This window comes from Roseobacter sp. EG26, from assembly GCF_049830555.1.
GTDB lineage: Bacteria > Pseudomonadota > Alphaproteobacteria > Rhodobacterales > Rhodobacteraceae > Roseobacter.
The window spans coordinates 458467-475060 of record NZ_JBNBLH010000001.1; the positions used below are offsets into that span (position 1 = coordinate 458467).

Annotated in this window: 24 protein-coding genes; 22 read left to right on the plus strand and 2 right to left on the minus strand. The window is 60.2% G+C overall.

Annotated features, from left to right (window positions below; translation table 11 throughout):
• Positions 1 to 7 precede the first annotated feature (7 nt).
• Together ACOTTU_RS02245 and ACOTTU_RS02250 are read left to right on the plus strand one after the other, a co-directional pair.
• Positions 8 to 523, plus strand: a complete 516-nt coding sequence (locus ACOTTU_RS02245) for a DUF6653 family protein (protein WP_425655912.1) — start codon at positions 8 to 10, stop codon at positions 521 to 523.
• The gene (locus tag ACOTTU_RS02250) at positions 516 to 1301 is read left to right on the plus strand and encodes a crotonase/enoyl-CoA hydratase family protein (protein ID WP_425655913.1); all 786 of its coding nucleotides are present in this window, start codon (positions 516 to 518) and stop codon (positions 1299 to 1301) included. The genes ACOTTU_RS02245 and ACOTTU_RS02250 overlap by 8 nt, the downstream gene beginning before the upstream one ends.
• Positions 1302 to 1333: 32 nt before the next feature.
• On the opposite strand, the gene ACOTTU_RS02255 is transcribed toward ACOTTU_RS02250, so the two are convergent.
• Both ACOTTU_RS02255 and ACOTTU_RS02260 read right to left on the minus strand, forming a co-directional pair.
• Positions 1334 to 2158: a GyrI-like domain-containing protein gene (locus tag ACOTTU_RS02255; RefSeq protein ID WP_425655914.1), complete on the minus strand. Its 825-nt coding sequence runs from the start codon at positions 2156 to 2158 to the stop codon at positions 1334 to 1336.
• Positions 2159 to 2335: 177 nt separating this feature from the next.
• Positions 2336 to 2839: a fasciclin domain-containing protein gene (locus ACOTTU_RS02260; RefSeq protein WP_298912857.1), complete on the minus strand. Its 504-nt coding sequence runs from the start codon at positions 2837 to 2839 to the stop codon at positions 2336 to 2338.
• A 302-nt stretch (positions 2840 to 3141) separates the two neighbouring features.
• Here ACOTTU_RS02260 and ACOTTU_RS02265 point away from each other — a divergent pair, with 302 nt between their 5' ends.
• From ACOTTU_RS02265 to ACOTTU_RS02360, 20 genes are all read left to right on the plus strand, one after another.
• The gene (locus ACOTTU_RS02265) at positions 3142 to 3507 is read left to right on the plus strand and encodes an NADH-quinone oxidoreductase subunit A (protein WP_298912854.1); all 366 of its coding nucleotides are present in this window, start codon (positions 3142 to 3144) and stop codon (positions 3505 to 3507) included.
• Complete coding sequence (locus ACOTTU_RS02270) at positions 3498 to 4031, plus strand: NuoB/complex I 20 kDa subunit family protein (protein WP_298912851.1); 534 nt, start codon at positions 3498 to 3500, stop codon at positions 4029 to 4031. Before ACOTTU_RS02265 ends, ACOTTU_RS02270 begins: the two co-directional genes overlap by 10 nt.
• 69 nt (positions 4032 to 4100) lie before the next feature.
• Positions 4101 to 4706 (plus strand): NADH-quinone oxidoreductase subunit C, encoded by a 606-nt coding sequence (locus tag ACOTTU_RS02275; protein ID WP_425655915.1) that lies wholly within the window; start codon positions 4101 to 4103, stop codon positions 4704 to 4706.
• A complete protein-coding gene (locus ACOTTU_RS02280) occupies positions 4706 to 4879 on the plus strand; it encodes a hypothetical protein (RefSeq protein ID WP_025048937.1) in 174 nt (57 codons plus the stop codon). The genes ACOTTU_RS02275 and ACOTTU_RS02280 overlap by 1 nt, the downstream gene beginning before the upstream one ends.
• Positions 4879 to 5076, plus strand: a complete 198-nt coding sequence (locus ACOTTU_RS02285; protein WP_425655916.1) for a hypothetical protein — start codon at positions 4879 to 4881, stop codon at positions 5074 to 5076. Before ACOTTU_RS02280 ends, ACOTTU_RS02285 begins: the two co-directional genes overlap by 1 nt.
• Positions 5076 to 6296, plus strand: coding sequence for an NADH-quinone oxidoreductase subunit D (locus ACOTTU_RS02290; RefSeq protein WP_425655917.1), 1221 nt, complete (start codon positions 5076 to 5078; stop codon positions 6294 to 6296). The genes ACOTTU_RS02285 and ACOTTU_RS02290 overlap by 1 nt, the downstream gene beginning before the upstream one ends.
• Before the next feature lie 79 nt (positions 6297 to 6375).
• The gene (gene nuoE, locus ACOTTU_RS02295) at positions 6376 to 7431 is read left to right on the plus strand and encodes an NADH-quinone oxidoreductase subunit NuoE (protein ID WP_425655918.1); all 1056 of its coding nucleotides are present in this window, start codon (positions 6376 to 6378) and stop codon (positions 7429 to 7431) included.
• Between the two features lie 70 nt (positions 7432 to 7501).
• Positions 7502 to 8176 (plus strand): hypothetical protein, encoded by a 675-nt coding sequence (locus tag ACOTTU_RS02300; protein ID WP_425655919.1) that lies wholly within the window; start codon positions 7502 to 7504, stop codon positions 8174 to 8176.
• Positions 8177 to 8225: 49 nt separating this feature from the next.
• A complete protein-coding gene (locus ACOTTU_RS02305) occupies positions 8226 to 8474 on the plus strand; it encodes a DUF5337 domain-containing protein (RefSeq protein WP_425655920.1) in 249 nt (82 codons plus the stop codon).
• 12 nt (positions 8475 to 8486) lie between these two features.
• Positions 8487 to 9782, plus strand: coding sequence for an NADH-quinone oxidoreductase subunit NuoF (gene nuoF, locus ACOTTU_RS02310; protein ID WP_298912807.1), 1296 nt, complete (start codon positions 8487 to 8489; stop codon positions 9780 to 9782).
• 11 nt (positions 9783 to 9793) lie between these two features.
• Complete coding sequence (locus ACOTTU_RS02315) at positions 9794 to 10189, plus strand: hypothetical protein (protein WP_425655921.1); 396 nt, start codon at positions 9794 to 9796, stop codon at positions 10187 to 10189.
• A gap of 5 nt (positions 10190 to 10194) precedes the next feature.
• Positions 10195 to 10692: a DUF3291 domain-containing protein gene (locus ACOTTU_RS02320; RefSeq protein ID WP_425655922.1), complete on the plus strand. Its 498-nt coding sequence runs from the start codon at positions 10195 to 10197 to the stop codon at positions 10690 to 10692.
• A gap of 5 nt (positions 10693 to 10697) precedes the next feature.
• The gene (locus ACOTTU_RS02325; RefSeq protein WP_425655923.1) at positions 10698 to 11021 is read left to right on the plus strand and encodes a hypothetical protein; all 324 of its coding nucleotides are present in this window, start codon (positions 10698 to 10700) and stop codon (positions 11019 to 11021) included.
• Positions 11022 to 11143: 122 nt separating this feature from the next.
• Positions 11144 to 11548, plus strand: a complete 405-nt coding sequence (locus ACOTTU_RS02330) for a DUF5333 domain-containing protein (protein ID WP_425655924.1) — start codon at positions 11144 to 11146, stop codon at positions 11546 to 11548.
• A gap of 67 nt (positions 11549 to 11615) precedes the next feature.
• On the plus strand, positions 11616 to 13631 hold the full coding sequence (gene nuoG / locus ACOTTU_RS02335) for an NADH-quinone oxidoreductase subunit NuoG (RefSeq protein ID WP_425655925.1): 2016 nt from the start codon (positions 11616 to 11618) through the stop codon (positions 13629 to 13631).
• Entirely contained in the window at positions 13628 to 14011 is a 384-nt protein-coding gene (locus ACOTTU_RS02340) for a hypothetical protein (RefSeq protein ID WP_298912792.1), read from the plus strand. Before nuoG ends, ACOTTU_RS02340 begins: the two co-directional genes overlap by 4 nt.
• A 6-nt stretch (positions 14012 to 14017) precedes the next feature.
• The gene (gene nuoH / locus ACOTTU_RS02345) at positions 14018 to 15055 is read left to right on the plus strand and encodes an NADH-quinone oxidoreductase subunit NuoH (protein ID WP_298912790.1); all 1038 of its coding nucleotides are present in this window, start codon (positions 14018 to 14020) and stop codon (positions 15053 to 15055) included.
• A gap of 1 nt (position 15056) precedes the next feature.
• Positions 15057 to 15551: an NADH-quinone oxidoreductase subunit NuoI gene (gene nuoI, locus ACOTTU_RS02350; RefSeq protein ID WP_298912784.1), complete on the plus strand. Its 495-nt coding sequence runs from the start codon at positions 15057 to 15059 to the stop codon at positions 15549 to 15551.
• A complete protein-coding gene (locus tag ACOTTU_RS02355) occupies positions 15548 to 15967 on the plus strand; it encodes a carboxymuconolactone decarboxylase family protein (RefSeq protein ID WP_298912781.1) in 420 nt (139 codons plus the stop codon). Before nuoI ends, ACOTTU_RS02355 begins: the two co-directional genes overlap by 4 nt.
• Positions 15964 to 16566, plus strand: coding sequence for an NADH-quinone oxidoreductase subunit J (locus ACOTTU_RS02360; RefSeq protein WP_425655926.1), 603 nt, complete (start codon positions 15964 to 15966; stop codon positions 16564 to 16566). The genes ACOTTU_RS02355 and ACOTTU_RS02360 overlap by 4 nt, the downstream gene beginning before the upstream one ends.
• Positions 16567 to 16594: the final 28 nt, after the last annotated feature.

The following is a 16594-nucleotide window of genomic DNA, read 5'->3' on the forward strand; positions in this document are numbered from 1 at the left end:
GCCCGCGATGGATTTCTTCAAAAGCACGGAACAGGCGATGGCCATGGATGACCATGTCTGGCTGCGCCACGCCAACCCATGGTCGGGCTGGACGCGGATGCTCACCTGCCTGCCGTTGCTGGTGCTGGCGCTCTGGAGCCGGGTTTGGCTCGGTGTCTGGGCGCTGATCCCGGTGGGTCTTGCGATCTTCTGGATCTGGTGGAACCCGCGCGCCTTCCCACCCCCCCGAACGCTCGACAACTGGATGAGCAAGGGCGTTCTGGGCGAACGTGTGTTCCTGAACCATCGTGGCGAAATTGACGCCCATCACCGCAGGGCTGCCGTCGTGCTGAGTGCCCTGAGCCTGCCCGGCGCGCTGATCATGATCTGGGGGTTGTGGTCCCTGTGGTGGGAGGGCGCGGTTTTTGGCATGATCCTGACGGCCCTGCCCAAAATCTGGTTTGTCGACCGGATGGTCTGGGTGCATGACGACTGGCTTCGAGCAGGGCGCACGATTCCGGGTTTGGAGAAAGCGGATGTTTGAAACGATCACAATCGCCACGGACACGCGCGGTGTCGCGACCCTGACACTGGACCGCCCGGACAAGCACAATGCGATGTCAGCGCAGATGCTGTCGGAACTGACCGAGGCTGCTGCGATGCTGGCATCAGACAGCGCGGTGCGTGTGGTGGTGCTGACCGGGGCGGGCAAGTCCTTTTGCGCAGGTGGCGATCTGGGCTGGATGCGCGCGCAGATGGCGATGGATGCCACCACCAGAAGCGCCGAAGCGCGTAAACTGGCCACCATGCTGGGCGCGCTCAATGCCCTGCCCAAACCGCTGATCGGCAGAGTGCAGGGCAATGCCTTTGGCGGCGGTGTGGGCATGGCCTGCGTCTGCGACGTGACCATCGGGGTCGAGACGGCGAAATTCGGGCTGACCGAGACCCGTCTGGGCCTGATCCCGGCCACTATCGGGCCTTATGTGATAGCGCGCATGGGCGAAGGGCGCGCGCGCCGGGTCTTTATGTCGGCGCGGATTTTCGACGCCACCGAAGCGGTCGATCTGGGCATTCTGTCCAGAGCGGTCCCGGCGGAGGAACTGGACCAGGCGGTTGAGCGCGAAGTTGCCCCCTATCTTGCCTGCGCGCCCGGTGCTGTGGCGGCGGCCAAGCAACTGGCCCGTGATCTTGGCCCGCGCATTGACGCGGGTGTTGTGGATCACACAATCGCCGCCCTCGCCGCGCAATGGGAGAGCGATGAGGCCGCAGAAGGCATCGGCGCGTTTTTTGACAAGCGCAAGCCGGATTGGTCGCAGGGCTGATGGCGCAATCAACGCCGCAGCGGGCGCTCTGTTCAGTCGCTGACGGGGATCCAGATTTCCACCTCTCCGCGACCGGTTTCGACATCGAAACGGCGGCCATAGGCCTCGAAGTCCGGTGCAGGCTCAGGTGAAAGCCCGGCGTCGGGCAATGCCTTGTTCCAGATCGTATAGACGGTCTTGGGCAGGTCCGACACATGGCCACGGTGGGTGAAAACCGCATAGCGTTGGCCCGGTATATCGACGTGATCCATGCCATGTGTCCGCCCGCTGGCTTCCATTCCGGCCAGATAACGAAACTGGCCGTTGTCATCCGCGTCACAACACACACCGTAAGCGGCACCGGGCACAGCATTTTCAACCTCGTCTTCACGGGCGTTGAACGCTTGCCAGAGACCGGGGATTTCGGCGATGTTCTCGAAACTGCATCTCTTGCTCAAGCCGACAACCCGAAATTCCGCGCGGTGGCGCATCTCCGGCTCGGCGATGTCGACGATCATTTCCTTTTTCATTTCAAGGGGCTCCATGAGTGAGAGGGTGGACAGGGACCGCGCCTGCCGGACGACGCTTGGCGCGCAGCCGAAGTAGACCGCAAAGGCGCGGGTGAACGCAGCGTGAGAGGTGTATCCGGCCTCAAGGGCCGCGGCGAGGATATCCATGTCATCCAATGCAATCCGTCTGGCCGCCCGCGACAGACGCCGTGCGCGGATGTAGGACATGATGGAGAGCCCGTTGACCTGCCGGAAGACACGGCACATGTGGTGCTGGCTGACCGTGCAGCGCTCGGACAAGACCGCGAGCGACGGGGTTTCGTCGAGGTGGACCTCGATCTGCCAGACCAGCCTGTCGAGCAATGCCATGTTCCGCTCCTTTCGTTCACATGGTCCATCCTGCACCGATCTCGCACCCCGCGCTTGATCCTGCGTGATGTCTTTGCGCAAGGATCATGAATTGCCGCCCCGGAGCCAGCGCAACAAAAAAGCCCGCCAGATTGCTCTGACGGGCGTAAAGGGCAGCAAGTGCTGCCGTCGGGGTGATTAGGGCAGCAGAACCTTGTCGATCACATGGATGATCCCGTTTGTCGCCAGAATATCTGCGGAGGTGACATTGGCATCGTTGACCTTCACGGCGGGTCCAAGCTTGCTGCCGGTGCCATCGACGCGAACGGTTTTGCCGTTCACGGTTTCAGCGTTGACCACCTGACCCAGAACATCCGATGAGGCGACCGACCCTGGCAGCACATGATATGTCAGGATGCTGACAAGCTGATCCTTGTTCTCAGGCAGCAGCAGACTGTCGACGGTGCCTGCCGGAAGGGCCGCAAAAGCGGCATCTGTCGGGGCGAAGACCGTGAAGGGCCCCGGGCTGCGCAGGGTTTCTTCAAGTCCGGCGGCCTGCACGGCGGCAACGAGCGTGTTGAAATTGCCATTCGAGGCCGCAATATCCACGATATCGCTCCCCTGTTCGGCCGGAGCGCAGGCAGTGAGGGCCGCAAGTGCTGTGGCGGCGATTGTGGCTTTGAGCGCAAAACGTCTATTCATGGTCTGTCCTTTTCCCTGATTTTATGGCCACCGTGGTCGGCAGAAACCTATTCTGGTGGCAGGTACAATCGGTTACGCGGATGCGCAGGAATTGGATCAATCTTGTTTTACCAGCCTTGTGATCCGGCGAAGTTGCGCCGGTTTTGCATGATTTGCGCCCTAAATTTTCCATGCAGTTGACGGGGTTTTCCGGGGCCGCATCTGTTGACCCTGCCAAGCCACACGCGTAAACCCAATGCAGCCCCCTTCGCGGCGGGCCGCGTGAGCTGTTGCACGCCTGAGCAGACAAAAGGAGCCAAGCCTTGGACGAGATGCTGCGGGAATACCTTCCCATCCTCATGTTTCTGGCTGTCGCCATAGGGTTAGGGTTGGTTCTGATCCTTGCCGCCGTGATCCTCGCCGTACGCAATCCGGACCCCGAAAAAGTCTCTGCTTACGAATGTGGTTTCAATGCTTTTGACGATGCGCGCATGAAATTCGACGTGCGTTTCTACCTCGTCTCGATCCTCTTCATCATCTTCGATCTGGAGATCGCCTTTCTCTTCCCCTGGGCCGTGGCCTTTCAGGATGTGAGCATGGTGGGTTTCTGGTCGATGATGGTGTTCCTGGCCGTGCTGACGATCGGGTTTGCCTATGAATGGAAAAAGGGAGCGCTGGAATGGCAGTAGCCACCGGAGCCAACGTCGCGGGCGCTGACCGCGAGGTCGCCACGCAGGAGCTGAACCGGGAGTTGCAGGACAAGGGTTTCCTGCTGACATCGACCGAAGACATCATCAACTGGGCCCGCACGGGCTCGCTGCACTGGATGACATTCGGTCTGGCCTGCTGTGCGGTCGAGATGATGCATGTGGCCATGCCGCGCTATGATGCCGAACGCTTCGGCTTTGCCCCGCGCGCCAGCCCGCGCCAGTCGGATGTGATGATCGTGGCGGGCACCCTGACCAACAAGATGGCCCCCGCCCTGCGCAAGGTCTACGACCAGATGCCGGAGCCGCGCTACGTGATCTCCATGGGGTCCTGCGCCAATGGCGGCGGGTATTATCACTACAGCTATTCGGTGGTGCGGGGTTGCGACCGCATCGTGCCCGTGGACATCTATGTGCCGGGCTGCCCGCCCACGGCCGAAGCACTGCTCTACGGTATCCTGCAACTGCAACGCAGAATTCGCCGTACTGGCACAATCGTCCGATGACCGGGCGTCACCAAAAACCGTCCGATGACCGGGCGTGAGCAAGAAATCGTCCGCTAGGGGAGGCCGATCATGTCCGATGCCTTGAACGAACTGGGATCCTACATCGAAGCCAAACGCACCGATTGCGTGCTGGGGTGGGATGTCACAACTGGGGAGTTGAACCTCGATGTGACGCCCTCGAATATCACCGGGCTGGTTGAGTTTCTGAAAACCGATATGACTTGCCGGTTCTCGACCCTGGTGGACATCACGGCCGTTGATTACGCCGGTCGCGCCAAACGCTACGACGTGGTCTATCATCTGCTGTCGATGTATCAGAACCACCGCATCCGCCTGCGCGTCAGCATCCGCGAAGATCAGATGGTGCCCTCGGTCATCGGGGTACACCCCTGCGCCAATTGGTTCGAGCGCGAGGTGTTCGACATGTTCGGCATCCTGTTTTCGGGCCACCCGGACCTGCGCCGCATCCTCACCGACTACGGCTTTCGCGGCCACCCGCTGCGCAAGGATTTCCCCACCACGGGCTATACCGAAGTGCGTTATGACGAGGCGCAGAAACGCGTCGTCTATGAGCCTGTCAGCCTCGTTCAGGAATATCGCCAGTTTGACTTCATGTCCCCCTGGGAAGGGGCGGAATACATCCTGCCGGGAGACGACAAGGCGGAGGCCAAGTAATGGGTGGCATCTGGTGGCTGATCCTCTCGGCGCTGACGGCCATTCCGATGGTCAAGCTGCTGCCGTTCTTCGGCATCAACAAATACTGGGCGGCGGTCTGCCTCGTGCCGCTGGGCACCATCGCCCTGCTGTGGTGGATGGGGTTGAAGCTGCAAGAGTTGGAGAAGCTGTGATGATCCCGTTGTTGACTGAAGTGCTGGAATTGGTTGGAGCAGGTCTGTTGCTTGCAGGTGTTTCACCTCTTTTTAAAAAAGCCGAAGGGTTCGAGTCTCCAAAACCGCACCGGTTTAGAATTATAAATCAAGAACTTGCATGTGGTGTGCGTAAAGAATCTGCAATAAATTACACACGAAATGGAGGGCTATCCTGATGGACGGCACCAAAGGTTTCGACGACGCCCTCACGGGTGAGCAGAAAATCCGCAATTTCAACATCAACTTCGGGCCACAGCACCCAGCGGCGCATGGTGTGCTGCGGCTGGTGCTGGAGCTTGACGGCGAGATCGTCGAGCGCTGCGACCCGCATATCGGGCTGCTGCACCGTGGCACCGAAAAGCTGATGGAAAGCCGGACCTATCTGCAAAACCTGCCCTATTTCGACCGGCTCGACTATGTGGCGCCGATGAATCAGGAGCACGCCTGGTGTCTGGCCATCGAAAAGCTGACAGGCGTCGAGGTGCCACGCCGCGCCTCGCTGATCCGCGTGCTTTTCTGCGAGATTGGCCGGGTGCTCAATCACCTGCTGAACATCACCACGCAGGCCATGGATGTGGGCGCACTGACGCCGCCGCTCTGGGGTTTTGAGGAACGCGAAAAGCTGATGGTGTTTTACGAGCGCGCCTGCGGGGCGCGTCTGCACGCGGCCTATTTCCGCCCCGGTGGCGTGCATCAGGACCTGCCCGACGCGCTGATCGACGACATTGAAACATGGGCCAATGAATTCCCGCGCGTCATGGCCGACATCGACGGGCTGCTCACGGAAAATCGCATCTTCAAGCAGCGCAACGCCGATATCGGTGTGGTGACCGAAGAGGACATCCTCGAATACGGGTTCTCCGGCGTGATGGTGCGCGGCTCCGGCCTTGCCTGGGATCTGCGCCGCGCGCAGCCTTATGAGTGCTATGATGAGTTCGATTTCCAGATCCCCGTGGGCAAGAACGGCGATTGCTATGACCGCTATCTGGTGCGCATGGAAGAAATGCGCCAGTCGGTCAGCATCATCCATCAGGCGATTGCCAAACTGCGCGCGCCCGAAGGTCAGGGCGATGTGCTGGCGCGCGGCAAGATCACCCCGCCGTCACGGTCGGATATGAAAACCTCGATGGAAAGCCTGATCCACCACTTCAAGCTTTACACCGAAGGGTTCCACGTGCCCGAAGGCGAGGTTTATGCGGCTGTTGAAGCGCCCAAGGGCGAGTTCGGCGTCTACCTCGTGGCGGACGGCACCAACAAACCCTACCGCGCCAAGATCCGCGCGCCGGGGTTCCTGCATTTGCAGGCGATGGATCATATGTCGCGCGGCCACCAACTGGCCGATGTGGCCGCGATCATCGGCACCATGGATGTGGTCTTCGGAGAGATTGATCGGTGAGTGACCGCCATGCCCTCGTCCAGACATTAATTTTCGCAAGGGGCGTTGCGTGCCCCCGCAATTTCTGAGGTTCGACTGAATGCTCCGCCGACTACACCCTGAACAACCCGACAGCTTTGCCTTCACGCCCGACAATCAGGCCTGGGCTGAGGGGCAGATCACGAAATACCCGGAGGGCCGTCAGGCCAGCGCCATCATACCGATCCTGTGGCGCGCGCAGGAGCAGGAGGGCTGGTTGAGCAAACCGGCGATCGAACATGTGGCGGACATGCTCGGTCTGAGCTATATCCGGGCGCTGGAAGTGGCCACGTTCTACTTTATGTTCCAGTTGCAACCTGTTGGTTCCGTTGCACATATTCAGGTATGCGGCACCACGTCCTGCATGATCTGCGGGGCCGAAGACCTCGTGGCCGTCTGCAAGGAAAAAATCGCGCCGGAACCGCATGCGCTTTCCGCCGATGGCAAGTTTTCATGGGAAGAAGTGGAGTGTCTCGGGGCCTGTTCCAACGCCCCCATGGCGCAGATCGGCAAGGATTATTACGAGGATCTGACCGCCGATCGCATGGGCCAGATCATTGACGAGATGGCGGCAGGCAAAGTGCCTGTGCCCGGCCCGCAGAACGGTCGCTATGCGGCGGAACCGCTCAAGGGGCTGACATCGCTGACCGAACATGACAGCGGCAAGACCCAATATAATGCTTCGGCACAACTAGCAGTGGATATTGGCGACAGCATCAAGCGGATCGACGGGACCGAGGTGCCGCTGGTCATGCCCTGGCAAGGTAAGGCCGCGAATAAAGCGGCCAAACCAGCCAAACCCAAGGCCAAGCCAGCCGCAAAAAAGCCCGCACCGAAGGCACCTGCGGCTGAACCGGCTGCAGTAGATGCGCGGCCGGCGCAATTGTCGGATGCGCCACGGGACGGCGGCGCGGATGACCTCAAACGGATCAGCGGCGTGGGGCCGAAGCTGGAGGAGACGCTCAACAGTCTCGGCATCTGGCATTTCGATCAGGTTGCAAGCTTTACCAAGGCAGATATCGCCTGGGTTGACGCGCGGTTGCGGTTCAAGGGCCGGATCGAGCGCGACGACTGGATTGGTCAGGCCAAGGCGCTGGCCGATGAGAAAGATAGTTGAATTTCCAAATAACGGTAAGAAACGGTAAAAACTGAGCGTCTGACGCGAGAAACCGGAAAGAGAGACTGGGATGGACAACAAACAGGGAATGATCAGCATGGCGCTGGGGAGCTGGCTGGTGGCTTTGGCGGCCGGCGCGGTGGCAGCCATTATGCTATGGGTCTTGGGCGGCTGGAGCTTCATGCAGGGTGCTTTTGCGGGATTTGTGGTCTTCGTCGTTGTCGGTGGCGTGATCAGTTGGATCATGACCCGCCCGTTGCCTGCGCCGAACACGGTGGAGCTGAAGCCATCAGAACCGGCAGAGACGCCTAAACCTGCCGCCGCTGCTACACCGCAGGCTGAAAAACCCGCCGAGGCCGACACAGCAGAGAAATCCGCGGCAGCTGAAGCATCTGCGGCACCGGTTGCCAAGAAGGCAGCCGCGCCCAAGGCGGCAGCCAAGAAACCTGCGAAAAAGCCCGCTGCCAAGAAAGCCGCTGCCCCGAAGGCCGCAGCAGCAGACGCGCGCCCGGCAGCGTTTTCCGACGCGCCACGGGACGGCGGTGCGGATGATCTTAAACAGATCAGCGGCGTTGGGCCGAAGCTGGAAGAGACGCTCAACAGCCTCGGCATCTGGCATTTCGATCAGGTGGCCAAGCTGAAAAAGAAAGACATTGAATGGGTGGATGCCCGTCTGCGGTTCAAGGGCCGGATCGAACGCGACGACTGGGTCGGTCAGGCCAAGGCGCTGGCCAAGGGCGACTAGGACACCTGTGCAGCAGGAAACAAACTGAAGAGAAGGGCGGGCAACCGCAATGAGTGCGCAACATCAGGACAGACAATCACAGCAAGCCGCCCTGGCCGCCAAGGGGCGGCTGGTGAGCATTGTGATCGTGGTGACCATGGGTCTGTGGTTGCTGGCGCTCTGGCTCGGGCCAAAGCTGGGCCTGCCCGGGCGCTATGCGTTTCTATTTGATTTCGCAGCACTGGCCGGGCTTTTCTGGGCGCTGATCGTGTCATTACAAATACGGCGCGCGCGCAAGGCGCAGCGCGGCAACGAGTAGAAGGGGAGCAATATGCTCACGGACAAGGACCGGATCTTTACCAATATCTACGGCATGCATGACCGCACGCTGAAGGGTGCGCAGGCGCGTGGCCATTGGGACGGCACGGCCGGGATCATCAAGAAGGGGCGCGACTGGATCGTCGATCAGATGAAAGCCTCCGGTCTGCGCGGGCGGGGTGGCGCGGGTTTTCCGACCGGTCTGAAATGGTCCTTCATGCCCAAGGAAAGCGACGGGCGGCCTGCCTATCTGGTGGTCAATGCGGACGAATCCGAGCCGGGCACCTGCAAGGACCGCGAGATCATGCGCCATGACCCGCATACGCTGGTGGAGGGCTGTCTGATCGCCAGCTTCGCGATGAATGCGCATGCCTGTTACATCTACATTCGCGGTGAATACATCCGCGAGAAAGAGGCGCTGCAACGCGCTATTGATGAGGCCTATGACGCGGGGCTGATTGGCAAGAACGCCGCCGGGTCGGGCTGGGATTTCGACCTTTATCTGCATCACGGCGCGGGGGCCTATATCTGCGGCGAGGAAACGGCGCTGCTCGAAAGCCTGGAGGGCAAAAAGGGCATGCCGCGCATGAAACCGCCCTTCCCGGCGGGGGCGGGTCTTTATGGCTGTCCGACCACGGTGAATAACGTGGAGAGCATTGCCGTTGTGCCGACCATCCTGCGGCGCGGGCCGGAATGGTTTGCGGGTTTCGGGCGGGCCAACAACGCAGGCACCAAGCTTTTTGCGATCAGCGGTCACGTGAACAACCCCTGTGTGGTTGAGGAGGCGATGTCGATTACCTTTGAGGAGTTGATCGAGACCCATTGCGGCGGCATTCGCGGCGGCTGGGACAATCTCAAGGCGGTGATCCCCGGCGGCTCATCCGTGCCGATGATCCCCGGCGCACAGATGAAAGACGCGATCATGGATTTCGATTATCTGCGCGAACAACGCTCCGGCCTCGGCACGGCGGCGGTGATCGTGATGGATAACTCGACGGATGTGATCAAGGCGATCTGGCGGCTGTCAAAATTCTACAAGCACGAAAGCTGCGGCCAATGCACGCCCTGCCGCGAAGGCACCGGCTGGATGATGCGCGTGATGGACCGTCTGGTCACCGGCGAAGCGGAACCCGAAGAGATCGACATGCTGCTGGATGTGACCAAACAGGTCGAGGGCCACACGATCTGCGCGCTTGGCGATGCGGCCGCCTGGCCCATTCAGGGGTTGATCCGGCACTTCCGCGACGAGATCGAGGACCGGATCAAACACAAACGGACAGGGCGCGTGAGCGCTGTGGCGGCGGAGTGATGGGGGCTATGATGAAATTATCTGGCGTCTTTCTTTCGCTTTTTGTCGCAATAGGTGTCGGAACAATCGTGACTGCTGCCGGCAACGATCCCTATGGCACGGCAGTTGGACAGGTGGCTGCAGCTTATGAAATGCAACAAGAATGTAACGGTGTTGGTTCTTTTGGCCCCGAAGATTATCAAGGATTTGTGTTGTCCGCAACGGAGGTCTTGAAGAAGCAAGGGTTGCGAAAAAACAAAATGCGAAAGCTATTGTTTTACGGGCAAACAGTTTGGATTCAGCAGGAGAAAGCAAGAATACTAGATGAACGCGGGGTAAACGATAATAACAGCTCTGCGGTTTGCTCATTCGCTCGAAACGTTGCTGGAAAGAACGATACTATCGGCCAGTTTTTGGTCCGGGAGTAAAATTGATGGTCAATAGATACCACCTCGCCGAACTCAACGTTGGCCGCCTGATCGCGCCGACGGATGATCCGCGCGTGGCGGAGTTCATGGCAAACCTTGATCGGATCAACGGGCTGGGTAAGCGTATGCCCGGTTTCGTGTGGATGATGGAAGGCTCAGGAGAGCCAGGCACGGGCAACACCGATGCCAAGATCGATGGTGATCCGCAATATGTCGCTAACCTTACGGTCTGGGAGAGCGTGGAGACGCTGGAGAAATTCGTCTGGGGCACCATCCACAAGCAGTTTTACGAGCGCCGCCAGGAATGGTTCGAAGTGCTGGGAGAGATGCATTTCGTGATGTGGTGGGTGCCTGAAGGCCATGAACCGACGCTTGCAGAAGCGCTGGACCGGCTGGTGCATCTCAAAACCCATGGTGACTGCGATCATGCTTTTGGCTGGTCGCATCTGAAAGAAGCAAGCCAGTGGCGCGCGGGCAGATGCGCGCCGGTGGCCGCGGAGTGAATGGTATGAAGAAACTTGTTTGTCTGATGTTGGCCGCCGGATTTGTTGCCGGGTGCGGCAGTGATGCCGACGAGATTCGGTTTGATGGCCAGTTTTATCGCACGCGTTTGAGCGATCTGGATGAACGTCACAAGTTTCAGGTGACAGCACGTCCGGTTTCGGCCTCGCTGCTGGGGGCCAAGGAGGCGGCGCGCTACGAGGCGACCGTCTATTGTGTGAATGAATACGGCAGTTCGGCCATTCAATGGGTCGTGGGGCCGGATGATGCGGACGAAACCCTGCCGATTTCCGACGACACCCTGACACTGCAGGGGGCCTGCCCTCTGTGAGTGTCGTGCAGGCATATCCGGCGAAAGCCCCATCGTGGCGGCGGCTGATATTGAATAGCAGCTCGCGCGCCCCCCAGATCGGAGGGCAGATAAGGCATGCTGCCTTTGGTGGGAGAATGGATATGCGGAAGATGATTATGACCATGGTCACGGCGGGCGCTGTTTTTGTGACCGGTGTTGCAGCGGCCAACCCGCCCCTGCGGGAGGTCAAATCCATTGATGACGGGCTTTTTGCGATTGGGCTGGCGGATCAGATCCGCAAAAACTGCCCGGTGATCTCCGCACGGATATTCCGGGCGCTGGGGGCCTTGCAGGATCTGAATGCACAGGCCGAAGCCTTGGGGTATACCAAGAAGGAAATTGACGCCCATGTGGACTCGGACGTTGAAAAGGACCGCTTGCGGACCCGGGCGGCTGATTACATGGCAGCGCAGGGGCTGAAAGTGGATGAGGCCGGGTATTGTGCGCTCGGCAAAGCGGAAATTGCACGCAACAGCACCATTGGCGTGCTGTTGCGTGAGAAATGACAGGGCGCGGCACCGCGCCGCGAGGAACCGATGCGCAACTGCGCAGTGATGGGTAAAGGCAAATGATATGAGCGACTTACGCAAAGTCATTATTGATGGGCAGGAAATCGAGGTGGAGGGCGCGATGACGCTGATCCAGGCCTGCGAAGTGGCAGGTATCGAAGTGCCGCGCTTTTGTTACCACGAGCGTCTGACCATCGCTGGCAACTGCCGCATGTGTTTGGTCGAGGTCGTCGGTGGCCCGCCCAAACCGGCGGCAAGCTGTGCCATGCAGGTGCGCGATCTGCGCCCCGGTCCCGAAGGCCAGCCGCCGGTGGTGAAGACCAACTCCCCCATGGTCAAGAAGGCGCGCGAAGGGGTGATGGAATTTCTGCTCATCAACCACCCGCTGGATTGCCCGATCTGCGATCAGGGCGGGGAATGCGACCTACAGGACCAGGCGATGGCCTACGGTGTCGATTTCAGCCGCTACCGCGAACCGAAACGCGCGACCGAAGACCTCGATCTGGGGCCGCTGGTGGAAACCCATATGACGCGTTGCATTTCCTGCACACGCTGTGTGCGCTTCACCACCGAAGTGGCGGGCATTCACCAGATGGGCCAAACCGGGCGCGGCGAGGATGCAGAGATCACCTCCTATCTGGGCCAGACATTGGATTCGAATTTGCAGGGCAATATCATTGACCTCTGCCCGGTGGGCGCTTTGGTTTCAAAGCCTTACGCCTTTACGGCGCGGCCCTGGGAGCTGACGAAAACCGAGAGCATCGACGTGATGGACGCGCTTGGTGCCAGCATCCGCGTGGACACCAAGGGCCGCGAAGTCATGCGCTTCCTGCCGCGCAACCATGACGGCGTGAACGAGGAATGGATTTCGGACAAGACGCGTTTTGTCTGGGATGGGTTGCGCCGCCAGAGGCTCGATAAACCCTACATCCGCGAAAACGGCAAGCTGCGGCCTGCCTCCTGGCCCGAAGCGCTGGCGGCCGCGGCAAAGGCGATGGAAGGCAAATCCGTCGCTGGCATCGTGGGCGATCTCGCTCCGGTGGAGGCGGTGTTTGCGCTCAAGCAATTGATCGAGGGGCGCGGTGGCGTGGTTGAATGCCGCACCGATGGGGCGCGATTGCCCGCCTGGAACCGGTCCGCCTATGCGGGGACGGCACGGATCGACGATCTTGATGCGGCGCAGGCCATCATGTTGATCGGCTCGAACCCGGCGGTTGAGGCACCGGTGCTCAACGCCCGCATTCGCAAAGCCTGGACAAAGGGCGCGAATGTCGGCGTGGTCGGGGAAGCAGTCGACCTTACCTATGAATACAACCATCTGGGCACGGGCCCTGATACGCTGACCGAGCTTTTGGGCCGTGATCATTCAAATGTTGCCGAAAAGCCTTCGGTGATTGTGATCGGGCAGGGCGCGTTGCAGCGCGAGGATGGTGAAGCGGTGCTGGCCGCCGCCATGGCACTGGCGGAATCGACGAAATCGACCTTCATGGTGCTGCACACGGCGGCGTCGCGGGTCGGCGCGCTGGATGTGGGCGCGACAAACGAAGGCGGCATGGCGGCGGTGTCCAAGGCAGATGTGATCTACAACCTCGGCGCCGATGAGATCGAGATCGAAGCCGGGCCTTTCGTCATTTATCAGGGCAGCCACGGCGACCGGGGGGCGCATCGGGCTGACATCATCCTGCCCGGAGCGGCCTATACCGAAGAGCCGGGGCTTTTTGTGAATACCGAAGGGCGGCCGCAGCTTGCCTTGCGCGCGGGGTTTGCCCCGGGCGAGGCCAAGGAAAACTGGGCCATTCTGCGGGCACTTTCGGCGGAGACCGGGGCGCAATTGCCCTATGACAGTATTGCCCAGTTGCGTCAGGCGCTGGTGGATCATGCGCCGCATCTGGGCAAGATCGACGAGGTGCAGGAATATGCGCTCGACCCGCTGGAGCCGGGCAAGATGGCCAGCACCGCGTTCAAACAGGCCATTGTTGATTTCTATCTGACCAATCCCATCGCACGCGCCAGTCAACTGATGGCGGAGTTGTCGGCCAATGCAAAAGCACGCCGCGACGGGGCACTTGCGGCGGAATGAAGCCCATCGCGCTCATATCCCCTCTGGCCCTTGCGGCCTGCGCACCGCCCGTGCCGGTGGCCGAGGATTTCATTCCCGAATACCTGGGGGCGGAGAGCAAATTGCTGGGTGAGGATCTGGTGCAGGTTAATGTGGCCATGACCAAAGCGCGCGTGCCTGCCAATGTGCAGCGCTACGCAACATGCGCGGTTGCGCAATTCGCTTTGACCCAGGGCTACGGATTTGCCCGACATTTGCGTACAAATGTGACCGAAGAGGGTGGCGTGTGGGCCGCAGATGCTGTTTACACGATCTCGCCAACCCTACCTGACGGGCTAGCTACAATTGACGCAGAAGTCACCGTGGCGGCCTGTAAGGAAACTGGAATACCGACGGTGTGAGGACCTATGGCTGACTTCTTTACCACCCCCGGCGGCATCGCCGTCCTGATCCTGGCACAGGTGCTGGCGGTCGTGGCCTTCGTGATGATTTCGCTGTTGTTTCTGGTCTATGGCGACCGCAAGATCTGGGCCGCCGTCCAGATGCGCCGCGGACCCAACGTGGTGGGGGCCTTCGGGCTTTTGCAAACCGTGGCCGATGCGCTGAAATATGTAGTCAAGGAAGTGGTGGTTCCGGCGGGGGCCGACAAGACCGTCTTCATGCTGGCACCGATGACCAGTTTCGTGCTGGCGATGATCGCCTGGGCGGTGATCCCGTTCAACGACGGCTGGGTGCTCAGCGACATCAACGTCGCCATCCTCTTCGTCCTGGCGATTTCCTCACTGGAGGTCTACGGCGTGATCATGGGCGGCTGGGCGTCGAATTCCAAATACCCGTTTCTGGGCTCCTTGCGCTCGGCCGCGCAGATGATTTCCTATGAGGTGTCACTGGGCCTGATCATCATCGGGGTGATCATCTCCACGGGGTCGATGAATTTCGGCAGCATCGTGGCCGCACAGGACGGCAACTACGCGTTCTTCTCGTGGTACTGGCTGCCGCATCTGCCCATGGTGTTCCTGTTCTTCATCTCCTGCCTGGCAGAGACCAACCGCCCGCCTTTCGATCTGCCCGAAGCGGAGAGCGAACTGGTTGCAGGCTATCAGGTGGAATATTCCTCGACACCGTTCCTGCTGTTTATGGCGGGCGAATATATCGCCATCTTCCTGATGTGCGCGCTGACTTCGCTGCTGTTCTTCGGCGGCTGGCTGTCGCCGATCCCCGGCCTGCCAGACGGTGTGCTGTGGATGATTGCAAAGATGGCGTTCTTCTTCTTCCTCTTTGCGATGGTCAAGGCCATCACCCCGCGCTACCGCTATGACCAGTTGATGCGACTGGGCTGGAAAGTCTTCCTGCCGTTCTCGCTCGCCTGGGTGGTCTTTGTGGCCTTTGCGGCGAAATTTGACTGGTTCTGGGGCGCATACGCGCGCTGGGGAATGGGAGGCTGACATGACACAGATCGACTACACCCGCGCCGCGAAATACTTCCTGTTGCAGGATTTCTGGGTCGGCATGAAACTGGGGTTGAAGTATTTCTTTGCCCCAAAGGCGACGGTGAACTACCCGCATGAGAAGGGGCCGCTCAGCCCGCGCTTTCGGGGGGAGCATGCGCTCAGACGCTATCCCAATGGCGAAGAACGCTGCATTGCCTGCAAGCTTTGCGAAGCGATCTGCCCGGCACAGGCCATCACCATTGATGCGGAGCCCCGCGACGACGGCAGCCGCCGCACCACGCGCTACGACATCGATATGACCAAATGCATCTACTGCGGTTTCTGTCAGGAAGCCTGCCCGGTGGACGCGATTGTCGAAGGACCAAATTTCGAGTTTTCCACCGAGACCCGCGAAGAGCTGTTCTATGACAAGGACAAGCTTCTGGCCAATGGCGAGCGCTGGGAAGCCGAGATCGCCCGCAACCTTGAACTGGACGCGCCCTACCGATGAGTGATCCCAAGAACCCGTTTGAAGGGGCCAACCCCTTTGCCGCGATGATGGAACAGGCGCAGGAAATGGCGAAGAGCTTTCCGGCGATGGAGGCGTTTTCGCCCAAGGGTTTTGAGAAGATGATGGGCACAATGCCCAAGGACATGATGGAAATGATGTTCGGGAACGCGCTGAACGAAGGCTCGCTGGACGCGCGCACCCGGATGCTGCTGACGCTGGCGGGGCTGACCATGCAGGGCGCTCAGAACGACGTGGCCTTCCGGCAGGCGGTGCGTCACGCGCTGGAGGCCGGGGCCACAGAGCAGCATATTGTCGAGACGATCGGGCAGATGTCGATGTTTGCAGGGCTGCCTGCCATGACCCGCGCGCTGGAATTGGCGCAGCAGGTATTGGACGAAGAGAAGGACAAGGAATGACGGTTTTTGCCTTTTACCTGTTTGCCCTCAGCGTGATCGCCGGGGGGCTTTTCACAGTGGTCAGCCGCAACCCGGTGCATTCCGTGCTCTGGCTGATCCTTGCGTTTTTGTCCTCGGCGGGGCTTTTTGTGCTGTTGGGCGCGGAATTCGTCGCCATGCTCCTGATCATCGTCTACGTGGGCGCCGTGGCCGTGCTGTTTTTGTTTGTAGTGATGATGCTGGACGTGGATTTCGCCGAACTCAAGGCGGAGATGGCGAAATACATGCCGCTGGCGCTGCTGATCGGGCTGGTGATCCTGATGCAGTTCGTCATGGCCTTTGGGGCCTGGGAAAGCAACGCTGCCGCTGAAGGGCTGCGCGCGCAGGTGGTGCCCGTGGACCGGCACAATACCGAAGCGCTGGGGCTGATCCTTTATGACCAGTATTTCCTGCTCTTCCAGCTTGCGGGCCTGATCCTGCTGGTGGCGATGATCGGCGCGATTGTGCTGACCCTGCGGCACCGCTCTGATGTCAAACGCCAGGATGTGGTCGCCCAGATGATGCGTGACCCGGCTGTTGCAATGGAGCTTAAGGACGTAAAACCGGGGCAGGGGCTTTGACGTCAGGCACAGATCATCAACAAAACCG